The 2,223-nt window shown below is 56.6% G+C and carries 2 protein-coding genes; both read left to right on the forward strand.

What is annotated here, in order from left to right:
- Window positions 1–307: HigA family addiction module antitoxin (locus B3187_RS09085; RefSeq protein ID WP_414673688.1), on the forward strand; the 307-nt coding region annotated here is incomplete at its 5' end.
- A 369-nt stretch (window positions 308–676) separates the two neighbouring features.
- A partial coding sequence (locus tag B3187_RS09090; RefSeq protein ID WP_286805901.1) for a 5'-nucleotidase C-terminal domain-containing protein occupies window positions 677–2,223 on the forward strand: 1,547 nt, incomplete at its 3' end.

Here is a 2,223-nt window from a genome sequence, read left to right on the forward strand (position 1 = left end):
TCCCAATACTGAGAGTATTCAGCGCAAACCGACCCACCCTGGTGAGATGCTGAGGGAGGACTTTATCCCGGATTACGGTTTAAGCGTCGTTAAGCTCGCCGAGCTCCTGGGGGTCTCTAGCCAGTCTGTGAACGAGTTGTTGCGCGAGCGCCGCTCGGTCAGCCCCGAAATGGCTCTGCGACTGGGCCGCCTGTTTGGCAACTCTCCCGAGTTTTGGCTGAACGCGCAGAGAGCCGTTGATCTATGGGAGGCCTCCCAGTCAGCTAAAGATGAGGTGGCCCGAATCGAGCCTCTGAACGCCGCTTAGCAAACGAACTTGTTCACTCGGGTCGGCGCAGTGCGCCGACGGCGACTACCAGAAAAGCAACATTTTAGGGTATATAACCTATCAATCTACAACTTACCGGTAGTTTTATGGGAAATAACCGGAAATATATAAATTATCTTGTCTTTTTTACAGAACCACCGGATTTATATAATCGCTCATTGAGCTCGCCACCATACACAACCGACAGATAGCTCTAGAGCCAGCCTCCTGGGATTTCACTTTTGTTACCACTCCATGAATTTTCTGTGATTGGACTCCCGCAGCCCCCACTGTCACCAGAGCTTCAAAATGCGTCCGTAACATCCTCTGACCATCGACGATTTCGTAACATCAGAGGTAAAGGACAACATGAACGTTTTCAGAGTATTTGCATTGAGCCTGCTCGCGCAGGCGGTACTGGTAGGTTGTAGCGGCGACGACGGGGACGTCGGCCCGAGGGGTGAACTGGGTGAGCAAGGCCCTCAAGGGGAACAGGGTCCACAGGGTGAACCGGCGCCCAAAGCCATCGACCTGACCATCCTGCACATGAACGACCACCATTCCCACATCGCCGCCGAGAGCTTTGACTTTGACGTGACCGGGTTGGTAGATGCCACCAATGAGGCCGCCGATGCCGTCACCGAGGTTGAGGTGACCTACGGCGGCTTCCCGATGCTGGTCAGTCTGTTCAATACGGTGGCCGGCCAACACGAAAACGTCCTGAAGCTGCACACGGGGGACGCCATCACCGGCACACTGTATTATTCGCTGTTCAACGGCGCAGCCGATGCGGCGGTCATGAACGAAGTCTGTTTCGACGCCTTCGCCCTGGGCAATCATGAGTTCGATGATGGCGACAGCGGCCTGGCGACCTTCCTGGACGCCCTGAATTCCACCGCCTGCGAAACCCCGGCACTGGCGGCCAATGTGCAGCCGGCCGAAGATTCAGCCATTGCCGACGGCTATATTCAGCCCTACACCATTGTCGAACGAGACGGTGAGCAGATTGGCATTATCGGCATTGATATCGCCGGTAAAACCAAGAACTCATCCAACCCCGACGAAGGGACTGAGTTCCTGGACGAGGTGACGACGGCCCAGGCCAACATCGACACCCTGTCCGAAATGGGCGTCAACAAGATCATTCTGCTGACCCACTACCAGTATCAGAACGATCTCGATCTGGCAGCCAGCCTGAGCGGCGTCGACGTGATTGTTGGCGGCGACTCACACACGCTGCTCGGCGACGAGACCTTTGCGGAACTGGGCTTTAACCCGGCCGGTGACTACCCGACGCAGGTGAACAACGCCGATGGCGAGCCCGTCTGTGTGGTTCAGGCCTGGGAGTACGCTCACCTGATGGGCAAGCTTCACGTCAGTTTTGACGAGGCCGGCGTGGTCTCTTCCTGCGCTGGTATGCCGCTGATGCCCATCAGCGATAACTTTGTCTATGAATATAATGAGGAAGAGACGCGCAGCCTGAACGCCGCCGATCAGTTCTCCGTGGTCCGGGCGCTGACTGCCCACCCGGAAGTGGTGGTTACCCAGCCAGACGCGAACACCACCAACCTGTTGTCGATTTACGACGCTCAGGTCAGTGTGCTGGAACAGACCGTGATTGGCAGCAGCGCGGAAGACCTGTGTCTGGAGCGTTTTCCGGGACAGGGGCGTTCTTCCCTGTGTGATGCCTCGGCGACCTATGAGCGCGGCAGCGACATTTCCAATATTGTTGCCAAAGCCTTTCTCACGGTGACACCAACGGCCGATATTGCCATTCAGAATGGCGGCGGTGTGCGGGTGGATGTGGAAACCGGCCCCTATACCATTGCCGATGCGTTTACCCTGTTGCCCTTCTCCAACACGCTGGTAACGCTGGACATGACCGGTCAGCAGATTATCGATGTGCTGGAAGACGC

It is taken from the genome of Marinimicrobium sp. UBA4209, assembly GCF_002381585.1.
Lineage (GTDB): Bacteria > Pseudomonadota > Gammaproteobacteria > Pseudomonadales > Cellvibrionaceae > Marinimicrobium > Marinimicrobium koreense.